This window comes from Mesorhizobium sp. M0771 (assembly GCF_040320155.1).
Lineage (GTDB): Bacteria > Pseudomonadota > Alphaproteobacteria > Rhizobiales > Rhizobiaceae > Mesorhizobium.
This window is the reverse complement of the sequence record NZ_JAMYPC010000016.1, coordinates 128,492-150,088: the sequence shown is the minus strand read 5'-3', so window position 1 is coordinate 150,088 and position 21,597 is coordinate 128,492. Positions and strand designations below refer to the sequence as shown.

Below are 21,597 nucleotides of genomic sequence, written 5' to 3'. Positions count from 1 at the left end.
GCAAGTCGGACGGGCCGGGTCTGGTCCAACTCGCCTTCCATCTCGGCGCGATTGTGGCTAATCGGCGGGCTGATTGCGGCCAAGGTGTCGTACTGGCCGCTGTTGATGTTGCCGCAAGGCATTCTTATCGTCTTCCTGTTCACGCTGCTGCATGAGACGGTGCACAGGACGGCGTTCGAGACGCAGTGGCTCAACGATGCCGCCGCAAGGGTCTGCAGCCTGGCGATCGCGCTGCCCGCCGACTGGTTTCGCTATTTCCACTTCGCCCATCACCGTTTCACCCAGGATCCAGAGACCGATCCGGAACTCGCCTTCCCGAAACCGGAGACGATGCGGCAATACATCGTCCACGTCTCGGGCCTGCCGGTGTGGTGGGGGCATTTGCAGACACTCTACACCAACGCGATTGGCGGCTGCCACGACAGCTACGTGCCGCCGAAAGGCCTGCCCAAGGTGCGCACTGAAGCCCGCGCCATGATCGCTTTCTATGTCGTGGTCGCCGCGCTAGCCCTGTGGTTCGAGGCAAGTGTACTGCTCTATGTCTGGATCGTGCCGGCGCTGCTCGGCCAGCCCTTCCTCAGGCTCTATCTGCTGGCCGAGCATGGCCGCTGCCCGCTTGTCGCCAACATGCTGGAAAACACCCGCACCACGCTGACCAACTGGCTGGTGCGCAAAGTCGCCTGGAACATGCCGTATCACGCCGAGCACCACGCCTATCCCGGCGTGCCCTTCCATCAGCTGCCGGCCTTCCACCAGCTGATCGAGCGCCATCTCAAAGTCGTCGAACCCGGCTATGTCAGCTTCCACGAGAAATACGTCGAGACCTTGCGCTGAGGCGCTCGGCCGTCAGCGTAGCGTCTGCTCAACGAGCGTGACGAAATAGCGGAGCACGGTGGGGACGATGGCGTCGTTGAAGACATAGCGATCGCCGTGCAGCCCTTCGCCCGGTCTGACCGCTCCTGCGCCGACCCAGGCATAGCAGCCGCCGGCTTCGCGGACCATGTAGGCAAAATCCTCGCAGCCGAGGCTCGGGTTGAATGCGGTCTCGACCTGCTCGCGGCCGACAACCGCGGTTGCCGCCTGGACGGCCCGGTCAGTGGCAGCCGACGTGTTGACCAGCGGCGGGTAGCCTTTCTTGTAGGCGAGCTTGGCGGTGAGTGCATGCGCCGAGGCAATGCCTTGCGCGATGTCGCCGATCAGCCTTTCGCAATGGTCCGACAAAGTTGGCTCGAAGAAGCGGCAGGTTCCCTGCAGCCAGACCTTGCCCGGCACGATGTTGCCGACATTGCCGCCATGGATCTGGGTGATCGAAACGACCAGCGCCATTTGCGGGTCGACCGAACGGCTGACGATGCGCTGCACGGCTTGAACGAAGGCGCCGGCCGCGAGCACGGGATCGTCGCCTAGCTGCGGCATGGCGGCATGCGCGCCGGTCCCCTCAAAGTTCAGTTCGAAAGTGTCGACGGCCGCCATCATCGACCCGGCACGGGCCGCGATCTTTCCGAGCGGCAGCCCCGGCCAGTTGTGGACGGCGTAGACGGCTTCCACGGGGAAGCGCTCGAACAGTCCGTCCTCGATCATCCGCATGGCGCCGCCTTCATTTTCTTCCGCCGGCTGGAAGATGAAACAGACGGTGCCGTCGAAGGCTCTGTTGTCGGCGAGCAGCTTGGCGGCGCCGAGCAGCATCGCGATGTGCCCGTCGTGGCCGCAGGCATGCATCACGCCGTCTTTCTTCGACGCATATGGCAATCCTGTCTTCTCCAGCACGGGCAAGGCATCGAGTTCAGCCCGAAGCCCGATGGCGCGCACGCCTGGTCGTCCTCTGAGGACGCCAACCACGCCGGTGCCGCCTTTGCCTTCATGAACCTCGTCGAGCCCGAAGGTGCGCAGCTTGTCGGCGACGAAGCGCGCGGTCTCATACTCTTGGAAACCGAGTTCGGGGTTGGCGTGGATGTGACGCCGCCATTCCACCACCTGCGGGGTGAGGGCGGCGATGGGGTCGTTGTGCAGCATTGCGCTCTCCTTGCCGGCTATCGTAAATTCGGCCTTGTCGATGCCAGCACGTAAAGGATTTGCGCCGGCAGCGTCTTGAACAGGATTGACCGTGTCTGGAATTCAACAGCCTCAGGAGACGACGCAGTTCTGGCGTCATCCGCGCTTTCGCGATCTTGGCATGCTCAAGGCGCGCTTCACGCGGCATCGCTACCAGCTGCACACGCACCCGACCTATGTCGTCGCCCTGATCACGCAAGGGTGCGAGCGGGTCCGCATCGGCAACGAGACTGTCCTCGCGCGGTCGGGCACGGTTCTGCTCGTCAATCCGGAGATATGGCATGACGGCGAGGCGGGTGCCGACCAGGGTTGGGCTTACCGCACCTTCTATCCGTCGGCCTCGCTCATGGGTGCGATCGCGGACGAACTCGGGCAGGATCGCCCGCCGTTGTTTTCGCAAGCGATCGTCGATGATGCCGATCTCGTCCAGGCAGTAGGCGTCGCGCACTTGGCTTCGACATCGGGTGATGCCACGAGCGCCGAAACATCCATGCTGATCGCCTTGCGCAAGCTCATCCTGCGCCATGGCGATTGGGGCGGCCGGCGGCGCGAGGCGGTCGAAAGCTTCGGATCGAAAAGCCGGCTCCGGGTCTATGAACAGGTCATCGAAGACCATCTGAACTCGGACCTCGATTTGCAGCGGCTCGCTGAAGCCGCAGGCGTGACGCGCTTTCAAGTTATCCGCGATTTCAGGAAAGTGCTGGGTCTCACCCCTGCTGCCTTCATCCGTGACCGCAGGCTGCGCCGTGCCGATCTGCTGATCCGGCAAGGTTCAGATCTCGCCGGTGCCGCCTTTGCGGCCGGCTTCTCCGACCAAAGCCATCTCTCGCGCACCTTCCGCGCCGCGCATGGAATGACGCCGGGGATGTTCAGGCGCGCCGGGACGCTGCCCTCGTCTTGAGAAGTCGAGCCATGTCGGCGGCCTTTGACGGCATGCCGATCAGAAAGCCCTGCACCTCGACGCAGCCAGCCTTGCGCAATATGTCGAGCTGCGCTTCGGTCTCGACGCCTTCGGCGGTGACGGTGATGCCAAGTTCGGCACCAAGCCCGATTATCGTGCGCACGATCGCCGCCGTGTCCTTGTTGTCGATATCGTGGATGAAGGAGCGGTCGATCTTGATCTTGTCGACGGGAAAACGCCTGAGATAGCCGAGCGACGAATAGCCGGTGCCGAAATCGTCGAGCGCGATGCGGATACCGAGTTCGCGCAGCTGCCTCAGCGTCTTCAGCACCGTCTCGCTCTCATCCATCAGCACGGTCTCGGTGATTTCCAGTTCGAGCCGGCTGGCCGGCACGCCGGAAACGGCCAGCGCCGAAATCACGCTGCGGGCAAAGTCGGCGCTTCTGATCTGCACTGCCGAGACATTGACGGCGATGCGCATTCCAGGCGGCCAGCCGGCGGCCACGCTGCAGGCCTGTTTCAGCGCCCATTCGCCCAGCGGAACGATCAGCCCGCTGTCTTCGGCGGCTGCGATGAAATCGTCGGGCGCCACCAGGCCGCGCGTCGGTGAATTCCACCGCATCAACGCTTCGGCGCCGACGATCTTGCCCGACGCGATGTTGGTGATCGGCTGGAACTCCAGCACGAACTCCCGCCGCTTCAGTGCCGTCTCGAGATCGGTTTCGAGCGCCAGGCGCGCCCGCACCAAGGCATCCATGCCGGGCTCGAAAAAGCGGTAAACGTTGCGGCCTTCGCTCTTGCCGCTGTAAAGCGCCATGTCGGCGTTCTTCAAAAGCGTGTCGGCGTCCTTGCCGTCACCGGGATACAGCGCGATGCCAAGGCTGATGCCGACATGCATCTCGCGGCCCTTGTCGCGAAACGGCTGGCTGACGACAGCGACGATGCGTTTTGCCAGTTGTTCCGCATCGGTGGAGCCTTTGGGATTGAACTGCAGGATGGCGAACTCGTCGCCACCGAGGCGGGCGACCATATCGGTGTCGCTGCGCAGGCTGTGCCGCAACCGCTCAGCCACGCATTTCAGCAGCCAGTCGCCGGCAGGGTGTCCCCAGGTGTCGTTGACGGCCTTGAAACGATCGAGGTCGAGCGAGAAGATCGCCAGCGGTGTATCGCCGGCCATCGCCTGGTCGAGCCGTTCGCGAAACATCGAGCGGTTGGGCAGGTCGGTCAGCGTGTCGTAATGTGCAAGGTGGCTCATGCGCTCTTCGGCGCGCCGGCGCTCGGTGATGTCTTCGAAGGTCGCCACCCAGCCGCCACCGGCAAGCGGCCGGCGCGCAACCAGCAGCGTTCGGCCATCGGCAAGGCTGCGGTCTGTCGAACGCTCCTCACCGGCCTGCAGGCTGGCTCTGGTGTTGGCGATCTCGCCGTCAATGTCCATCGACGGATAGATGCGCAGTCGCACCATCTGTTCGAGCAGGGCGCGCTGGCTCATGCCGAGCGGGAAGTCGTCAGGCGTGACCTTGTAGAGGTCGAGGAAGCGCTGGTTGCGCACGATCAGCGTGCCTTCGGCGTCGTACATCAACAGGCCTTGCGACATGTTGGCGAGCGCCGCATCGAAGCGGCGGTGCTGCTCCTTCAGTTCCTGCTCGGCCCGCCTTTGCTCCGTAATGTCCTCATAGATCGACACCCAGCCGCCTGAGGCCAGCGGCCGGTGCGTGATGGAAACGATACGTCCGTCCGACAGTATTTCCTCGTAGGTCGAGGCTTGCGCGCGCTCGATATAGGGCTTGCGGATGGCATACAGGTCTTCGGCGCTCTGTGAGGCGACTCCGATGTCGACGCTGTGCTTTAGAATGTCCAGGAACGCGATGCCGGGCCGCACGATCTTCGCGTCGAGGGAGAAGATGCTGATATAGTTGCCGTTGCAGATGATCATCCGCTCGTCGGCGTCGAACATGCACAGCCCATGCGACATATTCTCGACGGCCGCGGAAAAGCGCTCGTTCTGGTGGCGCAGTTCGTCGGCGATCTGCCGTGGCGCGGCCACGCCTCCGGCTCCCCGTCTGCGGACGGGCGAACCACCCTTGACGTGCGCAACGGACATGAGGCGTGCCTGCTGACCGTGATCGAAACCCGGTACTGTGGTTACCGCTGGTTAATTTAGCGTATGTTCACTGCGCCGAATGCACGGCAACCGTTGCCTGGCGTTGCTTTTCAAGCCTGGCGTAGCGTTTGAGGAAGGCAGCTTGCGCGGAGGTCACCGAGTGCGGCGTAAAGTCGAAGCGGTCGGCATTGAAGCCGCGCGGCCGGCCGAAGAACTCGGTTGCTTCTGCGGTCGAGAAACCGGCAAGCAGCGTCGCCTCGTAATAGGCGGCGATCTGGTCGGCGCGCTTGATCTCCTTGCGCAAGCCGACGCCGAGTTCGGGCGGCAGCGAAAAGCGCTGATGGATGGCGCGCTGGAGACGCAGCTCACACTCCTTGTAGGAGCCGCCCATTACCGATTTGAACGGCGAGATCATGTCGCCGATGACATATTCCGGCGCGTCATGCAGCAGTGCTGCCAGCCGCGCATTGGCCGAGGCGTCCGGCTGCAACTCGCTGAACAGCGCCTCGACCAGCAGGGAATGCTGGGCGACCGAAAAGGCGTGATCGCCGCGGGTCTGCCCGTTCCAGCGGGCAACGCGGGCAAGCCCGTGGGCGATGTCTGAGATTTCGATGTCGAGCGGCGAGGGATCGAGCAGGTCGAGCCGCCGCCCCGACAGCATGCGCTGCCACGCGCGCGGTGGCGCTCCGACGCGATCGGCAGCCATCAGGCGTCCTCCGCGCCGATGGCTTCCCTGGGAAAGCTGAACTTCGCCCAGGACGGGATGGCGAGCGAGACGGTGACATCACCGGCCAGTACCGGCTGGCCAGCGTCGAGCGCCGCCTTGACCCGGTCGATGCGGGCAATGGCGAGTCCGGCCGTGCCCGCGCTGGAACCGAGCGTGCCGACCGGCCGCCCCGCAACCGTCAGCTCCGAGCCCGGCGCGGGCAAGGCATGGTCGGCCGAAACGATCAGCACGCGCCGCCTGGCGGTGCCGCGATGCTGCATGCGCGAGACCACTTCCTGGCCGACATAGCAGCCTTTCTTGAAGCCGACGCCGCCGGTCTCGTCGAGCAGCACGTCGTGAGGGAAGGCATCGCCGAGCTGATAATCGGGACCGCTTTCGGCAATGCCGTTGGCGATGCGGAGCGTCTGCCATGCAGCCGGATCGCCACCTAGGGATGCGCCGCCATAGGAACGGCTCACAACCACATCGCGGAAGCGGGCATCGGCAAGTGTCGTTGAATCAGAAGGTGAGGCGCTTGAATCATCGCCCCACGCAACCGTCACAAGCACTTGATCCTGCTTCGCGATCTCGGCCTTGGCGCGCAGCTTGTAAAGCATCAGCCGGCGCAGGAAGTCGTCTGCGACGTCGGCACGGCAATCCAGCCGGAATCCGTCCTCGCCGCTACGCGAGATCAGGAAATCAAACAGGATCTTGCCTTGCGGCGAAAGCAGCGCACCGGGTTTTGCCGCACCGGCGCCCAGCGTGTCGAGGTCGGTGGTGAGGATGTTCTGCAAAAAATGCTCGGCATCCGGGCCTGACACAGAAATGAGAGCGCGGTCTTTGAGCAGGGCAAAAGGCATGGGCGGCAAAGAACCTGATCTTGCAAAACGGTCGGCCTTTACGTAAGCCGACGATACTCCCCCTGCAAGAGACCGAACGCCCATGGCCACCACCTACGACCTCATCCTGACAGGCGGCACGGTGGTCAACCATGATGGCGAGGGCGCGCGCGATGTCGGCGTCAAGGGTGGTCGCATCGTCGCAATGGGCGATCTTCGCCAAGCTTCGGCCGGCGAAGCGATCGACTGTCGCGGGCTGCACGTCCTGCCAGGCGTCGTCGACAGTCAGGTGCATTTTCGCGAGCCGGGGCTGGAGCACAAGGAAGATCTGGAGACGGGCTCGCGCGCGGCTGTGCTGGGCGGGGTCACCGCCGTCTTCGAAATGCCCAACACCAATCCGCTGACCACCAGCGAGGCGGCGCTTGCCGACAAGGTGCGCCGCGCCACCAGCCGGATGCATTGCGACTTCGCCTTCTGGGTTGGCGGCACGCGCGAGAATGCCGATGATGTCGGTGAGCTCGAGCGGCTGCCGGGTGCTGCCGGGATAAAGGTGTTCATGGGCTCGTCCACCGGCGACCTGCTGGTCGAGGACGACGAGGGTGTCGCATCGATCCTGCGCAACACCCGCCGCCGTGCCGCCTTTCACTCGGAGGACGAGTTCCGGCTGCGCGAGCGCCTGGGCCTGCGCGTCGAGGGCGACCCGTCATCGCATCCCGTCTGGCGCGACGAGATCGCGGCGCTTCGCTGTACCGAGCGGCTGGTGCGCATCGCGCGAAACACCCGCGCCCGCATCCATGTGCTGCATATCTCCACTGCCGAGGAAATCATCTTCCTCCAACAGCACAAGGATGTCGCCACCTGCGAGGCGACGCCGCACCATTTGACACTCGCCTCCGACGACTATGCGCGGCTGGGCACGCTGATCCAGATGAATCCCCCGGTTCGCGCGGCCCGCCATCGCGACGGCGTCTGGCACGGCATTGCGCAAGGCATCATTGACGTGCTCGGCTCCGATCACGCCCCGCACACGCCGGCCGAGAAGGCAAAGCCCTATCCGGCCTCGCCGTCTGGCATGACCGGGGTGCAGACGCTGGTGCCGATCATGCTCGACCATGTCAATTCAGGCCTGCTGACCCTGCAGCGCTTCGTCGACCTCTCCAGCCACGGCCCGCAGCGCATCTTCGGCATGGCCAGGAAAGGCCGCATCGCCGCCGGCTACGATGCCGATTTCACCATTGTCGACCTCCAGCGGCGCGAGACCATCACCAATGCGCAAGCCGGCTCCAGGGCCGGCTGGACGCCCTATGACGGCAAGGAAGTCACCGGCTGGCCGATCGGCACCATCGTGCGCGGCCGTCGCGTGATGTGGGAAGGCGAGATCGTCACGCCAGGACAGGGCAGGCCGGTGGAGTTTTCCGAGGCGCTGCCGGCTTAGGCGGCCGGATAACGAACCACCATACGTGTCCTCGGCTACGGATCCCCGTTCGACCGCCAGGCGGGACAGGCCAATACCGCGGCGTTTTTACTAACCAAAGCGGTGCATTGTTCTGCCAAATCCGTCACTCTCTTTGTTTGGACGCAATTCGGACGGAAAGCCGTTTCACACTTTTCCTGGAATTACTCTGGAAAGCATCCGGCAAGACAGACTCTAATTCTCGTTTATTGGGGGGAATTATGCTCAGATATATGTCCGCTATCTTGATCATTCTGGGTATGACTGAAGTTTCGGCAAATGCCCTGGATACCCCGAAGCAGGGTGTGTCTGAATTGAGCGGATCGGAATTCAACTACTCTATAATCGACCTGGGTTCGAACAAGAGACGCATAGAGGTCATTCATAACAGAGAAAAGTATGATGGGCCGCTGGCGGAGATGTCGTTCCGAGATCGGCATCTGCAAGTTTTTGGAATGGTGGCGAGATTGATCAAGGGTAGTTGCCAAAATGGCGTCAGCGCCCTGGGGAGTATAGCCGTAAGCAGGGATCCTGAACAAGACGAGGATCCCGACGCTGAGCATCCTCAAATTTTCACTTGGGAATACAGTTGTAAATAAGCGCCTCAACCGCGCAGGAGAGACAGCTATTCGCCGGCCGTTCAATCCCCGGCGACGAAAAACGTCCACTGCCCGGTGGGCGTAATGCCGACGCGGTAGAAGATGTAGGCTCCGAACTGCTTCATGTCGTCATAGTCGCCGGCGGTGACGATCTTGAACAGTTCGACCCGCTGCCTGGCGTTGAGCTTGTCCAGCGGCAGGGCGAAGAAATACGGCCAGACATAGAGTTCCTGCGGTGTGCCGACGTCTACATGGACATAGCCGGCATTGAGCACCTCTTCCAGGATGGCGAGGATTTCCTGACCTTCCTTGTCGCCCGATAGCCCTTTCAGGAAGGCGATCGGGTCGCCCTCGATTTCGCCCAGCGACAATTGGGTCATGGTGTCGCCCTTGCCGATCAGCGGCCGCAGCTTCTCGATGTCGCCGCTGACGCAGGCCTCGACCATCAGATCGCGCATGCGCCTGACGGGCTCGGGCAATTTGGAAAGGTCATAGACGACTTCGGGCACCGGCGCTTCTGGATCGGCACGCGGGTTGGCCACGCCGCCATCGTTGGCGGGGGCTTCCGGTTGGCTTTGTCCGGGCTCCGTGGGCGATTTCGGCTGGCTGGCGGCCGGTGGCGCCGTGCCGGGCAGATCGGGCATTGGCACTGAATTTTCAGACGGCGCCGTCTCACCATTGGCTGGTGGCCCGGCAGGAACTGGAAGCTCCTCGCGCTTGATCTCGCTCAACGCGTAGGCAGGGTTGCTGGTCAGGACAAACGCCAGCGGACCCGCGGCGCAGGAAGCGGCAAGCCAGATGCTGAGGGCCACGCCGCGAGGCCGGCCTGACATCGAAAAATTCACCGCTTGCCTCTCCTCGGGCCTAGGCTCTTCAGGCATGATGCCCAAACGGCGCGCCGTCGTCAAAGAACCGGTAAGCTGGCGATGCACCCTCTGAGACGCGCGCCGCCTAGTGCCGAAACCGCTCCGGCTCGAAGGCGCCGGCGATCACCTTTTCACGCATGCGGTCGAGCAGGGCAAGGGCCGAGGTCTCGCCATTGGCTCGCAGCATCTCGCCGAACGCGGTTTCAAGCGCTGCCTCGGCGATGATTTCAGGTTCTATGCCGGCCGACAGACCTTCCGCCCAGGCCTCGCTATGGCTTTCCACCGCGGTCAGGCGCTTTTCTTCCCTGACAAGCGCGTCGATGTCGTTGACGCCATGTTCCATTTGCGATGTCCACCTTTTCAAGCGGCGGTCCGACGGGTCGGATCCGGCTTGGGCTGCCCCTATCTCACGCAGGCTAAGTAAGTATCTGTAAATACGACATTTTTTTGATCGTCTTTACAAACTTCGTCGCCTGCGTTCGGTCCGATTCAAACTTAGCCGATTAGACCGGTGAGCGGGATGAAAACCTTCAGTTTGAGTTAATTCCGCATTCGCGCGCTAACGTTTCGTTAATACTGTTGCGCAAGTGCAACACCAAGATTGCATCAACGTGCCGTGGATACAAGGCGGGTGCTCGAAAAGGCGTTGGCTAAACGCCGTCTGGCGCTCGTCAGTTGCCGTAACGCGAGGCGATGTCGCGCGACAGCGTCTCGCCTTCCTTCATGTAGCGGCTGATGGCTTCGGTCGCTGACGGCGTGCATTGGGTATAGGTGCCGCCGAAGGAACGGTAACCGCGGTTGAAGCTGGCGATGAAGCGGGCACGCCGCTCCGGATCGGGATTTTCCGAATCGATCAGCTTTTCCATCTCGGTGCGCCACTGGTCGCCCTTTTCGCCGCACAGATTGCGCAGGAAATGCAGCGACCCCAGCACCTCGGCCAGTCGCATCAGCCCGGGCTCGAACGGCGACTCGGCGGCCAGCGCCGGCTGCACGGCAAAAGCCGTGGCGGCGGCGATGCATGCGGCAAGGAACAGCGAGGTGCGGGTCATAAGTCTATCTGACGAAACATTTTGTCGCCTGCAAGGCGATTCTCGGAGCGGGCAGATATGGGCCTGCTTCAGGCCAAAAGCTCTTCAGCCACCTCCATGACGTCACCCGCGAGCGGCAGCGTCGCCATTTCATCAAGACTATAGAAGGCGGCGGTCTCGGCATCGTCGCTGGCCGTCGCTTCGCCGCCGGCATAAACGGCGCCGAACACGGTCAGCAGATAGTCGACCGGGTGATTCTCGCCGCTGCCGTCGATGTGGATGTCGCGAAGCGGACGATAGTCCTGCGCCCGCAGCCCGGTTTCCTCCAGCAATTCGCGCGACGCTGCTTCTTGCAGCGTCTCGCCGGGCTCGACCTTGCCGCCGGGAAAGGCATAAAGCCCCTGCGACGGCGGCCGCGCCCGTTTGACCAGCAGCACCGTCCTGCCGCGCACGACGGCGACCGAGACTGCGGGAAGTGTCTTGCGCTGCTCGTTCATCGATCTCGTTTCGCCTATGTGAGGCCAAACCCTTGTGGACCGGCTGGCAGCGAGCAGCTTTAGCGGTTGCGCAGCGCCGGTTCCATCGCCACGTTCGCGATCGGATCAATTCATCGAGCTTTCCCATGTGCGGACGCTTTGCCCTGACGGCCACGCCGGACCAGACCGCCGCCTTGTTCGGCCTGGCGGAGCTGGAGGATTTTCCGGCCCGCTACAACATCGCGCCGACGCAGCCGGTGCTAATGGCGCTGTCGGGGCCGCCGCGCATGCCGGGCTCGAATTTCCCGGATCGCCAGGCGATGCTGGTGCGCTGGGGGCTGGTCCCCACCTGGGTCAAGGACACCAGGAAATTTCCGCTGCTCATCAACGCGCGTTCGGAAGGCGCTATTGAAAAAGCCTCGTTCAAAGCCGCCATGCGCCATCGCCGTGCCTTGGTGCCGGCCTCCGGCTTCTATGAGTGGCAGCAATCCGGCAGCGGCAAGAAGGGCCAGCCCTACTGGATACGGCCGAGGCATGGCGGGTTGATCGCCTTTGCCGGGCTGATCGAAACCTATGCCGAGCCGGGCGGTTCGGAAATGGACACCGGCGCTATTCTTACCGTCAACGCCAATGCCGGCATCGCCCATATCCATGACCGGATGCCGGTGGTGATCGCGCCTGAAGATTTTGCCCGGCTGGCTGGACTGCCGCACGCTCGAACCGCGCGATGTGGCCGACCTGCTCAAGCCCGCGCTGCCCGATTTCTTCGAGGCAATTCCGGTCTCCGACCTCGTCAACAAGGTCGCCAACATCGGGCCGGAGATACAGGACATGGGCATCGTCGAGCCCGGCAAGGTCAGGCGCCAGAAGCCCGGCGCGGACGACAGTCAGATGACGCTGTTTTAGAGCGCGCTCCCAAGAAGCCAGGTCCGGTCTTCGGGAAGAACCTGCTCAATAGGAAGAGCTGTTGTTTTCAGGCGCGCTATGGGCGCCTCAGCCTTCCGTTCCGGCGCACGCCTTGTCGGCGGCCGGCACGATGCCTGTTCAGGCAGCGCGGGGCGAAGTGATTTTCGGCGCCGGCTTTTTATTCTTCGCGGTATGGAGAAGGGCGGCGACGATCGCGGCCGGGCCGATCGCACGGTAGTGGTTGGCGAGCGCCGGTTGCTTGGCGCGGCTCGATTCCTGCTTGGTTCGTGACATCGATCTCTTCCCTGGTAACATTTCCGTGTCTGCGTTTGCCGGCCGAATCTGACCGAATCGTGACCTATGGTGGACTAGCCGGCGAATGTTTCATGACTGTGCCGACATGTTTAATAAAATGTTTCAGCGGCTCCTGACCTATGATCCAGCGACGCTTTTGCCGGAAGTTGCGACTTGACGGCAACACCGGCCAAGGCGATAAAGCCGCCGATGAAAACGTTTTTCGCCATTTGTGGCATTTGCATTATTGGCTAGCTTCGCGCTGGTCCGGACGTTTTCGCCTCATCTTTCCCCAGAGTGGACAAACGCCCCGGCCAGCAGGCTGGAGCCCGATTTGTGCCTTGGCACAGGTAGGCTCCATCCAGAACTTAACGGACCGGAAGGGCACGCATGTCTGACGCATCGAAGGGTCTCAGCCTCTACAACACGCTAACGCGGACGAAGGACGTGTTCGTCCCGATCGACCCGTCGAATGTGCGCATGTATGTCTGCGGTCCGACCGTCTACGACTTTGCCCATATCGGCAATGCGCGTCCGGCGATCGTCTTCGACGTGCTGTTCCGTTTGCTGCGTCACCTCTACGGCGAGGCTGGTGTCACGTATGTGCGCAACATCACAGATGTCGACGACAAGATTAACGCCCGCGCGCTGCGCGATTTCGGCGCCGAGATCGCGTCGGGAAACCTGACGCTCAACGAGGCGATCCGCCGCGTCACCGAAAAGACCGCCGACCAGTACCACAAGGATGTCGCCGCACTCGGTTGCTTGCCGCCTACGGTCGAGCCGCGCGCCACCGAGTTCGTTGCGCGCCGCGCCGACGGCAAGGTTGACATGATCACCCTCATCGAACGTTTGATCGAACGCGGCCACGCCTATGTCGCCGCCGGCGAAGTGCTGTTCGACACCGCCTCGATGCCGGATTATGGCGAGCTGTCGAAGCGCAATCTCGACGAACAGCAGGCCGGTGCGCGAATTGCCGTCGACGCTCACAAGAAGAACCCGGGCGATTTCGTGCTGTGGAAATTGTCGTCACCGGAAGAGCCCGGCTGGGACAGCCCGTGGGGCAGGGGCCGTCCGGGCTGGCACATCGAATGCTCGGCCATGTCGGCCGCCTATCTCGGCGATGTCTTCGACATTCATGGCGGCGGCCTCGATTTGATCTTCCCGCACCATGAGAACGAGATCGCCCAGTCGCGTTGCGCCCACGGCACCGACGTCATGGCCAATGTCTGGATGCACAACGGCTTCCTGCAGGTCGAGGGCCAGAAAATGTCGAAGAGCGTCGGCAATTTCTACGCGATCGCCGAACTGCTGGAGACCGAAACTTTCGGCGGCCGCAAATGGCCGGGCGAGGTGCTGCGTCTGGCGATGCTGATGACGCATTACCGCGAGCCGATCGATTTCTCCGTGCGCAAGCTGGAGGAAGCCGAGAACACGCTGCGCAAATGGAAACGCGCGGCTGACCTGGCGCCGTCGGCAGGGCAAGTCCCGGCGGAGATTGTGGCGGCGCTGTCGGACGACCTCGCCACCTATGCCGCCTTCCAGCAGCTCACGCAGCTTGCCGGTGAGGCCGCGGAGGGCAACGAAGCGGCCGCATCGCTGAAGGCATCGCTGTTGTTCCTCGGCTTCGATATCGGCGCGGCCGCCGTGGATGAGGACAGCGTTGCCAAGTCGATCGCGCAGCGCCTGGAGTTCATCGCCGCCAAAAACTGGGCCGAAGCTGACCGCATCCGCGACGAGCTTCTGGAGCAAGGCGTGCAGCTGAAGGACGGCAAGGATCCTGTCACCAACGAACGCGTGACGACGTGGGAGGTGAAGCGGTGAGGGTGGCGCTAGGCACCCACCTCTGTCCTGCCGGACATCTCCCCCTCAAGGGGGGAGATTGGACGGCGCGTCGGCTTTCGCCAATCGCCGACGTTCAAGGGTTGGAGCCGTCATTGAAACTGCTGATCTCCCCCCCTGAGGGGGAGATGTCCGGTAGGACAGAGGGGGGTGCCTCGCGATGAACCATTATCGCGTATCTCCCATCAATCGCGGCAACGCGCGCAAGATGCGCAAAGCCATGACAGAGGCAGAACTAAAAATCTGGAATGAGATACGCGCCCACCGGCTCATGGGACTGGCCTTCCGGCGCCAGATGCCGATCGCCGGTTACATCGTCGATTTCGCCTGCCCTATCAAAAAGCTGATCGTCGAGTTGGACGGTTCTCAGCACGCTCAGGCCGAAGCATCAGCATCTGACGCCGCGCGAACCGCCAAGCTGGAAGCGCTGGGCTGGACCATCCTGCGCTTCTGGAAGGACGACGTCATCCGCGATATCGACAATGCCTGCCAGCACATCGTCATCGGGGCCGGCTTGGCCGGCGCCGACGTGCCGGCGCCAGCAAGGGAGGAGCTTGTTTCATGATCGACCATCTCGGCATCAATGTCGCCGACTTCGACGCGTCGAAAGCCTTTTATGACCAGGCGATAGCGCCGCTTGGCGCCTCGCTGATCTACATGGTGCCACTGGAATATACCGGCGGCGCCAAGGTCGGTGGCTATGGCCGCGACCGGCCGGTGTTCTGGCTGCAGGCCAGCGATGACAAGCCGAGGACCCATCAGCACGTCGCCTTCACCGCGCGCAGCCGCGCCGAGGTCGACGCCTTCCATGCCGCGGCGCTCGCCGCCGGCGGCAAGGACAATGGCGGGCCGGGGCTGCGCCCGCATTATCACCCGGACTATTACGGCGCCTTCGTCTTGGATCCCGACGGCAACAATGTCGAGGCCGTCTGCCATGCGCCCGAATGACTATGAAACGGAGTGAGACGCCATGAGCCTCGACAACCGGCCGATCTACACCGGTGGCTGCCAGTGCGGCGCGGTGCGCTTTCGCGTCGAGGGTGCGCTGGGTGACGCCTCGATCTGCCATTGCCGCATGTGCCAGAAGGCGTTCGGCTCATTTTACGCGCCCCTGGTCTCGGTGCGTGGCGCCAAACTCGACTGGACGCGCGGCGAACCGAAATATTTCGCCTCGTCCAGCCATGTCGATCGCGGCTTTTGCGCCAATTGCGGCACGCCGCTGACCTTTACCGCGCCCGACGGCATCGGCCTCGCCATCGGCGCCTTCGACAATCCGGCTGATATCGTGCCGCTGATCCAGTGGGGCACGGAGGCAAAACTTCCCTATGTCGATACCATCCCGCAATTGCCGGGCGAGGACACTATGGCCGACATGTCGTCGGCGCCTTATCTCGCCGAGCTCGTCTCTTACCAGCATCCCGACCATGACACCGAACAATGGCCGCCAGAGGGAAAATCATGACCGATGAAGTTCGAACCGGCGGCTGCCAGTGCGGTGCCGTGCGTTTCCGCATCAAGGGCAAGCTCGGCCGGGCGTCCATCTGCCATTGCCGCATGTGCCAGAAACAGTTCGGTTCGTTTTTCGGCGCGCTGGTGACAGTGCCCAAGGATGGCGTCGAATGGATGCGCGAAGAGCCCACCTATTTCCAGTCGTCGGTCAACATCGATCGCGGCTTCTGTGCCCGCTGCGGTACACCGCTGACCTATCGCCAACCTGGCGCACTGGAGATCGCCATCGGCGCCTTCGACGACCGCTCCGATCTGGCGCCGCAGATCCAGGTCAACTACGCGGTCCGATTGCCTTGGGTGGAAACGATCTTTGACCAGCCCATGCATCAGGATCCGGATTTCTACTCCCGCCAGGAGCAGATCATCTCCTTCCAGCATCCCGACCACGAAACCACGGACTGGCCCGCGCACGGCCTGAAGATATGAGCAATGAAATGAACAGTGAACTTCGTACTCTTTATCCAGAGATCGAGGCGTACGAGTCCGGCATGCTCGATGTCGGCGACGGCCATCATATCTACTGGGAGCGCTCCGGAACCAGGGGCGCCAAGCCGGCCGTTTTCCTGCATGGCGGTCCCGGCGGCGGCTTCTCGCCAAAACATCGGCAATTGTTCGACCCGAAGCTTTACGACGTCATCCTGTTCGACCAGCGCGGCTGCGGGAAATCGACACCCAACGCCTCGCTCGAGGCCAACACCACCTGGCACCTGGTTGCCGACATCGAGCGGCTGCGTGAGATGTGCGGCTTCGAAAAATGGCTGGTGTTCGGCGGCTCGTGGGGCTCGACGCTGGCGCTGGCCTATGCCGAGACGCATCCTAATCGCGTCAGCGAGCTTGTCGTGCGCGGCATCTACACGCTGACCCGCGCCGAACTCGAATGGTACTATCAGTTCGGCGTCTCCGAGATGTTCCCCGACAAATGGGAGCGTTTCCTGGCGCCAATTCCTGAGGCCGAGCGCGGCGACATGATGGCCGCTTACCGCAGGCGGTTGGTCGGCGCCGATGGCAAGGCGCAGCTGGAAGCCGCCCTTGCCTGGAGCCTGTGGGAAGGTGAGACGATCACGCTGCTACCGGAGCCGGAGACCAGCGACAAGTTCGGCGAGGACGACTTCGCCATCGCCTTTGCCCGCATCGAGAACCACTATTTCGTCCACGCCGGCTGGCTGGAGGAGGGGCAGCTTCTGCGCGATGCCCATAAGCTCGCGGATATTCCCGGCACAATCGTCCACGGCCGCTACGACATGCCGTGCCCGGCGCGCTATGCCTGGGCCCTGCACAAGGCCTGGCCGAAGGCGGATTTCCACCTCATCGAAGGCGCCGGCCATTCCTATTCGGAGCCGGGGATTCTGGATCGGCTGATACGCGCGACGGATGGGTTTGCGGGGAAATGACAGCGCGTGGCACCCCCCTCTGTCCTGCCGGACATCTCCCCCTCAAGGGGGGAGATTGGCTGTCATCGGCGCTTTCGCAAATCTTCATCGCTGCAGGAAACGAACCGACGCTAAAGCTGCCGATCTTCCCCCTTGAGGGGGAGATGGCCGGCAGGCCAGAGGGGGGTGCTCGCGCGCCAACAGAACAATGACCAAACAACGCCTCTATCTCTTCGACACAACCCTCCGCGATGGCCAGCAGACGCCGGGCATCGACTTTTCCGTCGAGGACAAGATCGCGATTGCCAAGCTGCTCGATGAGTTCGGCATGGACTATGTCGAAGGCGGCTATCCCGGCGCCAATCCGACCGACACCGCCTTCTTCCAGCAGAAGCGCACGGCGAAGGCAAAGTTCGTCGCCTTCGGCATGACCAAGCGGGCAGGCGTGTCGGCATCCAACGACCCGGGCCTGGCAGCGCTCGTGCAGTCCAAGTCCGACGCCATCTGCTTCGTCGCCAAGAGCTGGGACTATCATGTCCGCGTCGCGCTCGGCTGCACCAATGAGGAAAACCTCGACTCGATCAACGCGTCGGTCGAAGCAGCTGTTGCCGCCGGCAAGGAAGCGATGGTCGATTGCGAGCATTTCTTCGACGGCTTCAAGGCCAATCCGGACTACGCACTGGCCTGCGCCAGGACCGCCTATGATGCCGGCGCGCGCTGGGTGGTGTTGTGCGACACCAATGGTGGCACGCAGCCCTCGGAAGTGCGCGCCATCGTCGACAAGGTCATTGTTTCAGGTATTCCGGGCGGCCATCTCGGCATCCATGCCCATGACGACACCGGCCAAGCGGTGGCCAATTCGCTCGCCGCCGTCGAGGCCGGCGTGCGCCAGATCCAAGGCACGCTGAACGGCATCGGCGAGCGCTGCGGCAACGCCAATCTGGTCTCGATCGTACCGACGCTGGCGCTGAAGCCGGCCTTCGCCGATCGGTTTGAAACCGGCATCTCGGCCGAGGCGCTGACCGGGATATCCCGGCTTTCCCGCGCCTTCGACGAATTGCTGAACCGTGCTCCGGAAGCGCAGGCGCCCTATGTTGGCGCCTCGGCCTTCGCCACCAAGGCCGGCATCCATGCCTCCGCACTGGCCAAGGAGCCGGCGACCTATGAACATGTGCCGCCCGAGGCGGTAGGCAACCGCCGCCGCGTTATGGTTTCGGACCAGGGCGGCAAGGCCAATTTCCTCGCCGAGCTGAAGCGGCGCGGCATCGATGTGCCCAGAGACGACCATCGTCTCGATGCGCTGATCTCGGTGGTCAAGGAGCGCGAGGCCGAGGGCTACGCCTATGAGGGCGCCGATGCCTCCTTCGAGCTGTTGGCGCGCAAAATGCTGCACGGCCTGCCGGAGTTCTTCAACGTCACTTCGTTCCGCTGCATGGTCGAGCGCCGCTTCGATGCCAACGGCCAGTTGAAGACGGTCTCCGAAGCCATCGTCAAGGTGATGGTCGAGGGCGAGGAGAAGATGTCGGTGGCCGAAGGCCACGGCCCGGTCAACGCGCTCGACATCGCGTTGCGCAAGGACCTCGGCAAATTCCAGAGCGAGATCGCCGACATGGAGCTCGCCGATTTCAAGGTGCGTATCCTCAATGGCGGCACCGAGGCGATCACTCGCGTCCTGATCGAATCGCATGACGGCACCGGCGCACGCTGGTGGACGGTCGGCGTGTCGGAAAACATAATCGACGCCTCCTTCCAGGCGCTGATGGATTCGATCGTCTACAAGCTGATGAAGAACCGCGACATGGCGGGATTGGTGGCGGCGGAGTAGGGTTGCAAAACGTGGGTTTCCTCGCCCCCGAAGTGGGGCGAGGAACTGGCGCCGCCCCTTGAGCCATCAGCGGAAGTCCATTGATCCATCATAATTTTGCGATGGTTTTGGATGGCCCACTGGGCCATAGCGGTTGCCATGGCCAGCGACACGATCCAGCCCGACGCCGACTCCAAAGCCCGCAGCGGCTTTCTCCTCGCGCTCGGCGCTTATCTGCTATGGGGCCTGTTGCCCTTCTACATGAAGGCGGTTGCGCATCTGCCGCTGATCGAGGTGATCGCCCACCGCATCGTCTGGTCGGTGCCGATTGCCGCCGCGGTGCTGGTCTGGGCCGGTCGGACCGCCGATTTCAAGGCGGCAATCCGCTCACCACGCAGCATCGCCATGGCGGCGTTGACGGCGACCCTGATCTCCGTCAATTGGGCCATCTATGTCTGGGCGATCTCGGTCGACCGCACCGTCGAGACGGCGCTCGGATACTACATCAACCCATTAGTTAGCATCGTCGTCGGCGCGTTGTTGCTCGGCGAGAAGCTCGACCGGCTGCAGATCGCGGCCGTGTTGCTGGCGGCGGTCGCAGTTGCCGTTCTGACCGTCGATGCCGGCAAATTGCCTTGGGTGTCGCTGGCGCTGGCCTTTTCCTTCGCTGCCTATGGGTTCTTCCGCAAGACGTTGCCGATCGGCCCGAGCCAGGGCTTTCTGCTCGAAGTGCTTTTGCTGTCGGTGCCGGCGCTTGCCTACATCGTCTTCCTGGTCGTCAACGGCCAGGACCATTTCATCTCCAGCAACGGCACCGATATGGCTTTGCTCATCGGCTGCGGCCCAGTCACCTCGGTGCCGCTGCTGCTGTTCGCCTTCGGCGCCAAGCTTCTGCGCCTCTCCACCATCGGCATCATGCAGTACATCGCACCGACCATGGTGTTCCTGATCGCCGTGCTGATTTTCGACGAGCCGTTCGGCACCACGCAAGCAATTGCCTTCGCGCTGATCTGGGCGGCATTGGCGATGTATTCCTGGTCGATGTTTCGTGGCCGTGAAATCCGCCCGGTGGCGTTGGCCCCGAAGTAGGGAGCCTTTCGATGTACGTGCTGCATATCGCCAACAAGAACTATTCGTCATGGTCGCTGCGGCCATGGGTGCTGATGCGCACCCTCGACATTCCGTTCGAGGAGCAATTGACGCCGTTTCCGACCGGGCCCAGTTTCGATCTCTACCGGGCGTTCTCGCCCAGCGGGCGCGTGCCTTGCCTGGTCGATGACGGCTGGGCCGTCTGGGATTCGCTCGCTATTGCCGAGTATCTCGCCGAGGGCCACCATGGTGTGTGGCCTGCCGAGGCCAAGGCGCGAGCCTGGGCGCGCTCGGCCGCCGCCGAAATGCATTCTGGTTTCACGGCCTTGCGCGGCGCATGCCCGATGAATTGCGGCTTGCGGGTAAAACCGTTGCCGATGTCGGACGCGCTGAAGCAGGATCTGTTCCGTTTGGGCGATCTCTGGAACGATGGCCTTGCCCGGTTCGGCGGGCCGTTCCTTGCCGGCGGCCATTTTACCGCGGTCGACGCCGTCTTTGCTCCGGTAGCGTTCCGTGTGCTATCCTATGGGCTGTCTTTCGAAGGGGCTGCTGCCGCCTATCCCGCGCAATTGCTTGGCCTGCCGGCCATGCAGGACTGGTATGCGGCGGGTCTCGCCGAGACCTGGCGGGAGCCGGACCATGAGGCGGAGGTCGCTGCCGCCGGCACCATCGTCGAGGATCTTCGCGCTACGGCGTGATGGGCATTCCAGGAAAAGCGCGTCGCGTTCCCTTGGGAATTGCGTGAAAACAAAGGGATCGGGGCGTTACGTCCGCCCGAGCCGCCTTACGAACATGTAGGTCGCCGCGGCGATCACGATCGAAACCGCCGAGACCACCCAGAAGCCCATCGGCGTATTGACCATGGGCAGGCCACCGACATTCATGCCGAACAGGCCTGATATGATGGTCATCGGCAATAGCACCGCCGTCATCACCGACAGCACATAGAGCAGCTGGTTGGACTGCATTGTCAGCTTGGCCATCAACTCGTCCTGCAGCAACCTTGCGCGTGCCTGCAACTGCTCGCCGTCGTGATAGAGCGTGTGTGCCCGGTGCGAGAGCCTTGTCGCCATGTCATTGATCCGATCGGGCAGCTCATTGCGATGCGAATGGTCGAGATGGCGAAAAAGGTTTGTGAGCGTCGCCATCTGCCGGTGGATGACCACCAGTTGACGGCGCGCCTCGACCAGCGACTGCCGCTCGCCGTGCCAGGCATCGCGCACGATACGGTCCTCGATGCCGTCCAGCGTATCGCCAAGACCGTGGAGTTCGGCCGCCATGCCGTCGAGCGACTGGCCCATGACCGCTTCGACCAGGTCGGCGGGGGAGCGGAATTTGCGCGAGCCGCTCTCCACCGCCTTGCGGATGAGATCGACCGATTCCAGTGGCTGCTTGCGCGCGCCGATCAGCGTCTTGTCGTTGAGCGCAAAACGGAAATGGCCGAGCCCGCGCGCTTCCGCCGAATAGTCGTGGCGCAGATCCGGCAGGTCGCCATAAAGCCAGGCATCCTCGAGATCGACGTGGCAACCCTGGCTGGCGCCGAGGAAAGCTTCGCGCACCGGCCCGGGCAGAGCCTGCTCGGCGGCGATCTCATGACGGGCGCGCAGGTCGGACAGCTGGTAGCTGCGCCATGTCCATGCAACCTCGGCCGCGTCCTTGGTGCGCAGGCCCTCGGCGGTGAAATGGTAGATGAAGAACAGCCCGTGCTCGTCGGGCAGGTAAGGCGACAGGCCTTCCGCGTTGAGAGCAATGTTCACGGCTC

The 21,597-nt window shown here is 63.0% G+C and carries 23 protein-coding genes and 1 pseudogene; 14 read left to right on the top strand and 10 right to left on the bottom strand.

Annotated elements, in window-relative coordinates:
* The first annotated feature begins 51 nt into the window (after nucleotides 1-51).
* Nucleotides 52-834, top strand: coding sequence for a fatty acid desaturase (locus NKI05_RS23025; RefSeq protein WP_023816811.1), 783 nt, complete (start codon nucleotides 52-54; stop codon nucleotides 832-834).
* A gap of 12 nt (nucleotides 835-846) precedes the next feature.
* On the opposite strand, the gene NKI05_RS23020 is transcribed toward NKI05_RS23025, so the two are convergent.
* Nucleotides 847-2,013, bottom strand: a complete 1,167-nt coding sequence (locus NKI05_RS23020; RefSeq protein ID WP_023816812.1) for an amidohydrolase — start codon at nucleotides 2,011-2,013, stop codon at nucleotides 847-849.
* A gap of 91 nt (nucleotides 2,014-2,104) precedes the next feature.
* Between NKI05_RS23020 and NKI05_RS23015 the strand changes: the two genes are divergently transcribed.
* On the top strand, nucleotides 2,105-2,953 hold the full coding sequence (locus tag NKI05_RS23015) for an AraC family transcriptional regulator (protein ID WP_031194164.1): 849 nt from the start codon (nucleotides 2,105-2,107) through the stop codon (nucleotides 2,951-2,953).
* Here the strand turns inward: NKI05_RS23015 and NKI05_RS23010 are convergent.
* The 3 genes from NKI05_RS23010 to ygfZ form a co-directional block, all read right to left on the bottom strand.
* A complete protein-coding gene (locus NKI05_RS23010; RefSeq protein ID WP_023687297.1) occupies nucleotides 2,922-5,054 on the bottom strand; it encodes a putative bifunctional diguanylate cyclase/phosphodiesterase in 2,133 nt (710 codons plus the stop codon). The two genes, NKI05_RS23015 and NKI05_RS23010, sit on opposite strands and share 32 nt — an antisense overlap.
* A 67-nt stretch (nucleotides 5,055-5,121) precedes the next feature.
* A complete protein-coding gene (locus NKI05_RS23005; protein WP_023687298.1) occupies nucleotides 5,122-5,760 on the bottom strand; it encodes an HD domain-containing protein in 639 nt (212 codons plus the stop codon).
* Nucleotides 5,760-6,620, bottom strand: a complete 861-nt coding sequence (ygfZ, locus tag NKI05_RS23000) for a CAF17-like 4Fe-4S cluster assembly/insertion protein YgfZ (protein WP_023816814.1) — start codon at nucleotides 6,618-6,620, stop codon at nucleotides 5,760-5,762. The genes NKI05_RS23005 and ygfZ overlap by 1 nt, the downstream gene beginning before the upstream one ends.
* An 82-nt stretch (nucleotides 6,621-6,702) precedes the next feature.
* Here ygfZ and NKI05_RS22995 point away from each other — a divergent pair, with 82 nt between their 5' ends.
* Entirely contained in the window at nucleotides 6,703-8,034 is a 1,332-nt protein-coding gene (locus NKI05_RS22995) for a dihydroorotase (protein ID WP_023816815.1), read from the top strand.
* A 239-nt stretch (nucleotides 8,035-8,273) separates the two neighbouring features.
* Nucleotides 8,274-8,651 carry a hypothetical protein gene (locus NKI05_RS22990; RefSeq protein ID WP_023816816.1) on the top strand — a complete coding sequence of 126 codons (378 nt, stop codon included), beginning with the start codon at nucleotides 8,274-8,276 and terminating at the stop codon, nucleotides 8,649-8,651.
* Nucleotides 8,652-8,692: 41 nt separating this feature from the next.
* Here the strand turns inward: NKI05_RS22990 and NKI05_RS22985 are convergent, their stop codons facing one another.
* The 4 genes from NKI05_RS22985 to NKI05_RS22970 form a co-directional block, all read right to left on the bottom strand.
* Nucleotides 8,693-9,496 (bottom strand): hypothetical protein, encoded by an 804-nt coding sequence (locus NKI05_RS22985; RefSeq protein ID WP_023824157.1) that lies wholly within the window; start codon nucleotides 9,494-9,496, stop codon nucleotides 8,693-8,695.
* Between the two features lie 106 nt (nucleotides 9,497-9,602).
* Nucleotides 9,603-9,860, bottom strand: a complete 258-nt coding sequence (locus tag NKI05_RS22980) for a hypothetical protein (protein ID WP_023673564.1) — start codon at nucleotides 9,858-9,860, stop codon at nucleotides 9,603-9,605.
* A gap of 328 nt (nucleotides 9,861-10,188) precedes the next feature.
* A complete protein-coding gene (locus NKI05_RS22975; protein WP_023705383.1) occupies nucleotides 10,189-10,566 on the bottom strand; it encodes a TIGR02301 family protein in 378 nt (125 codons plus the stop codon).
* A 68-nt stretch (nucleotides 10,567-10,634) separates the two neighbouring features.
* Entirely contained in the window at nucleotides 10,635-11,042 is a 408-nt protein-coding gene (locus NKI05_RS22970; RefSeq protein WP_023753097.1) for an NUDIX hydrolase, read from the bottom strand.
* A 125-nt stretch (nucleotides 11,043-11,167) separates the two neighbouring features.
* Here NKI05_RS22970 and NKI05_RS22965 point away from each other — a divergent pair.
* Nucleotides 11,168-11,927, top strand: a pseudogene (locus tag NKI05_RS22965) (SOS response-associated peptidase).
* A gap of 138 nt (nucleotides 11,928-12,065) precedes the next feature.
* On the opposite strand, the gene NKI05_RS22960 reads toward NKI05_RS22965, so the two are convergent.
* Nucleotides 12,066-12,221 carry a hypothetical protein gene (locus NKI05_RS22960; RefSeq protein WP_023673568.1) on the bottom strand — a complete coding sequence of 52 codons (156 nt, stop codon included), beginning with the start codon at nucleotides 12,219-12,221 and terminating at the stop codon, nucleotides 12,066-12,068.
* Nucleotides 12,222-12,611: 390 nt separating this feature from the next.
* Here NKI05_RS22960 and cysS point away from each other — a divergent pair, with 390 nt between their 5' ends.
* The 9 genes from cysS (at nucleotide 12,612) to NKI05_RS22915 (ending at nucleotide 20,533) form a co-directional block, all read left to right on the top strand.
* A complete protein-coding gene (cysS, locus tag NKI05_RS22955; protein WP_023709771.1) occupies nucleotides 12,612-14,045 on the top strand; it encodes a cysteine--tRNA ligase in 1,434 nt (477 codons plus the stop codon).
* Between the two features lie 178 nt (nucleotides 14,046-14,223).
* Entirely contained in the window at nucleotides 14,224-14,628 is a 405-nt protein-coding gene (locus NKI05_RS22950) for an endonuclease domain-containing protein (protein WP_023709770.1), read from the top strand.
* Nucleotides 14,625-15,011 (top strand): VOC family protein, encoded by a 387-nt coding sequence (locus NKI05_RS22945; RefSeq protein WP_023673572.1) that lies wholly within the window; start codon nucleotides 14,625-14,627, stop codon nucleotides 15,009-15,011. Before NKI05_RS22950 ends, NKI05_RS22945 begins: the two co-directional genes overlap by 4 nt.
* Nucleotides 15,012-15,033: 22 nt before the next feature.
* Entirely contained in the window at nucleotides 15,034-15,525 is a 492-nt protein-coding gene (locus NKI05_RS22940; RefSeq protein ID WP_023816818.1) for a GFA family protein, read from the top strand.
* The gene (locus tag NKI05_RS22935; RefSeq protein ID WP_023687309.1) at nucleotides 15,522-15,998 is read left to right on the top strand and encodes a GFA family protein; all 477 of its coding nucleotides are present in this window, start codon (nucleotides 15,522-15,524) and stop codon (nucleotides 15,996-15,998) included. The genes NKI05_RS22940 and NKI05_RS22935 overlap by 4 nt, the downstream gene beginning before the upstream one ends.
* Nucleotides 15,999-16,006: 8 nt before the next feature.
* Nucleotides 16,007-16,963, top strand: a complete 957-nt coding sequence (gene pip / locus NKI05_RS22930) for a prolyl aminopeptidase (protein WP_023735501.1) — start codon at nucleotides 16,007-16,009, stop codon at nucleotides 16,961-16,963.
* Between the two features lie 187 nt (nucleotides 16,964-17,150).
* Complete coding sequence (gene cimA, locus NKI05_RS22925) at nucleotides 17,151-18,767, top strand: citramalate synthase (RefSeq protein WP_023684468.1); 1,617 nt, start codon at nucleotides 17,151-17,153, stop codon at nucleotides 18,765-18,767.
* A 138-nt stretch (nucleotides 18,768-18,905) separates the two neighbouring features.
* The gene (gene rarD, locus NKI05_RS22920) at nucleotides 18,906-19,835 is read left to right on the top strand and encodes an EamA family transporter RarD (RefSeq protein WP_023673577.1); all 930 of its coding nucleotides are present in this window, start codon (nucleotides 18,906-18,908) and stop codon (nucleotides 19,833-19,835) included.
* Nucleotides 19,836-19,846: 11 nt separating this feature from the next.
* On the top strand, nucleotides 19,847-20,533 hold the full coding sequence (locus NKI05_RS22915; RefSeq protein WP_023816820.1) for a glutathione S-transferase family protein: 687 nt from the start codon (nucleotides 19,847-19,849) through the stop codon (nucleotides 20,531-20,533).
* Nucleotides 20,534-20,599: 66 nt separating this feature from the next.
* Here NKI05_RS22915 and NKI05_RS22910 read toward each other — a convergent pair whose 3' ends face one another.
* On the bottom strand, nucleotides 20,600-21,592 hold the full coding sequence (locus NKI05_RS22910) for a transporter (protein ID WP_023816821.1): 993 nt from the start codon (nucleotides 21,590-21,592) through the stop codon (nucleotides 20,600-20,602).
* Between the last annotated feature and the right edge of the window lie 5 nt (nucleotides 21,593-21,597).

Excerpts from the sequence above, each read along its gene's own strand:
- NKI05_RS23020 (WP_023816812.1), bottom strand. The coding sequence starts at position 2,013 with ATGCTGCACAACGACCCCATCGCCGCCCTCACCCCGCAGGTGGTGGAA.
- NKI05_RS23010 (WP_023687297.1), bottom strand. The coding sequence starts at position 5,054 with ATGTCCGTTGCGCACGTCAAGGGTGGTTCGCCCGTCCGCAGACGGGGA.
- NKI05_RS23005 (WP_023687298.1), bottom strand. The coding sequence starts at position 5,760 with ATGGCTGCCGATCGCGTCGGAGCGCCACCGCGCGCGTGGCAGCGCATG.
- ygfZ (WP_023816814.1), bottom strand. The coding sequence starts at position 6,620 with ATGCCTTTTGCCCTGCTCAAAGACCGCGCTCTCATTTCTGTGTCAGGC.
- NKI05_RS22995 (WP_023816815.1), top strand. The coding sequence starts at position 6,703 with ATGGCCACCACCTACGACCTCATCCTGACAGGCGGCACGGTGGTCAAC.
- NKI05_RS22990 (WP_023816816.1), top strand. The coding sequence starts at position 8,274 with ATGCTCAGATATATGTCCGCTATCTTGATCATTCTGGGTATGACTGAA.
- NKI05_RS22980 (WP_023673564.1), bottom strand. The coding sequence starts at position 9,860 with ATGGAACATGGCGTCAACGACATCGACGCGCTTGTCAGGGAAGAAAAG.
- NKI05_RS22975 (WP_023705383.1), bottom strand. The coding sequence starts at position 10,566 with ATGACCCGCACCTCGCTGTTCCTTGCCGCATGCATCGCCGCCGCCACG.
- NKI05_RS22970 (WP_023753097.1), bottom strand. The coding sequence starts at position 11,042 with ATGAACGAGCAGCGCAAGACACTTCCCGCAGTCTCGGTCGCCGTCGTG.
- NKI05_RS22960 (WP_023673568.1), bottom strand. The coding sequence starts at position 12,221 with ATGTCACGAACCAAGCAGGAATCGAGCCGCGCCAAGCAACCGGCGCTC.
- cysS (WP_023709771.1), top strand. The coding sequence starts at position 12,612 with ATGTCTGACGCATCGAAGGGTCTCAGCCTCTACAACACGCTAACGCGG.
- NKI05_RS22950 (WP_023709770.1), top strand. The coding sequence starts at position 14,224 with ATGAACCATTATCGCGTATCTCCCATCAATCGCGGCAACGCGCGCAAG.
- NKI05_RS22945 (WP_023673572.1), top strand. The coding sequence starts at position 14,625 with ATGATCGACCATCTCGGCATCAATGTCGCCGACTTCGACGCGTCGAAA.
- NKI05_RS22940 (WP_023816818.1), top strand. The coding sequence starts at position 15,034 with ATGAGCCTCGACAACCGGCCGATCTACACCGGTGGCTGCCAGTGCGGC.
- NKI05_RS22935 (WP_023687309.1), top strand. The coding sequence starts at position 15,522 with ATGACCGATGAAGTTCGAACCGGCGGCTGCCAGTGCGGTGCCGTGCGT.
- pip (WP_023735501.1), top strand. The coding sequence starts at position 16,007 with ATGAACAGTGAACTTCGTACTCTTTATCCAGAGATCGAGGCGTACGAG.
- cimA (WP_023684468.1), top strand. The coding sequence starts at position 17,151 with ATGACCAAACAACGCCTCTATCTCTTCGACACAACCCTCCGCGATGGC.
- rarD (WP_023673577.1), top strand. The coding sequence starts at position 18,906 with ATGGCCAGCGACACGATCCAGCCCGACGCCGACTCCAAAGCCCGCAGC.
- NKI05_RS22915 (WP_023816820.1), top strand. The coding sequence starts at position 19,847 with ATGTACGTGCTGCATATCGCCAACAAGAACTATTCGTCATGGTCGCTG.